This is a genomic window from Amycolatopsis sp. NPDC003676 (assembly GCF_053587275.1).
Map to the genome: position 1 here is coordinate 1 of NZ_JBSFNS010000420.1, position 1,068 is coordinate 1,068.

Genomic DNA, 1,068 nt, shown 5'->3' on the forward strand with positions numbered 1-1,068 from the left:
GTGGTGGGTGGGGTGGTGGTCACCGGTGCCTCCGCGTGGGGTGGGCGGGTTTGGGCCATGTCCCACAGCACCGCGGCCGGTCGCGCGCTCACCTGTTTCTCGCCTCGTTCTCTTCCGCGTCGGATCGGGCCGGCGGACGCCGGGCCGCGTTCAGGGTAGCCGGTGCGGATCAGACACCGGATCCGGCGATCTGCAGGCTGTTGCCGGTGCCGCTCACCTGGATCCAGCGATTCTCCGATGTCACAGTGCCGTTGGTGAGGTGGTAGGTGAGCGAGACGACCGCCCGGTTCTCCCCGTTCGGCGTGATCGAGCCGACAGTCACCGACCGCACCGTCGACCAGAACGAGGAGTACTGGCCGTACCCACCGGTCTGTGCCTGATAGCCGGGGGCCAGCTGCGCCCAGGCGCCGCCGATATTGCCGGGCAGCATGCCGTAGTACCCGGCGATGAACTGGCCGATGCGGTCCGGGCTCGGCGGGCCGAACGGGGTGGTGGTGATCGTGGTGCTGGTCGGGCTCGGCGTGACGGTCGGCTTGCCCGAGGTGCTCGTGCCCGACGGAGCGGACGTGGCGCCGGGGGTCGTCGGACCCGTCTGGGCCGGGCCCGGCGGCGCGGACACGGTGACCGTCTCCTGCTCGGGGACGATGACGACGGTGCTGACCTTGCCGTCGACCACCGTGGTGACGGTGACCGGGTCCAGCGCCTGCTGCGTGGGGTCCGCGCCCCGGTCCCGTGTCACTACGAGCACGACCAGCATCACCGTGAACGCGGCGACGGCGGCGGCGAGCAGCAGGATGGCCCGGCTGTTGTTCGGCCCGTCGGTGCGCGCGGGCGGGGTCGGGCCGACCGGCGGCGGTCCGGACGGGGTCCCGGCCCGTTCGGTGCCGGTGCCCGGCGTGGCGTCCTGTGGCCGGTCCTGTCGCGCGCCTGCCGCCGCTGCCCCACTGTCCGGTCCTGACGGCGCCGCAGGCGAAACGCCCGCCGCTCCCCCCGTTCCCGTGGCGGGCGATCCGCCGGTGATCGCGGACTTCGCCGCCTTCGCCAGCGCCAGTCCGCCGCCGAGCAGAC

Annotated in this window: 1 pseudogene; it reads right to left on the minus strand. The window is 73.3% G+C overall.

Annotated features, from left to right (window positions below):
* Positions 1-169: 169 nt before the first annotated feature.
* A pseudogene (locus ACWDNU_RS46900) lies at positions 170-1,068 on the minus strand (hypothetical protein); the annotation flags it as partial.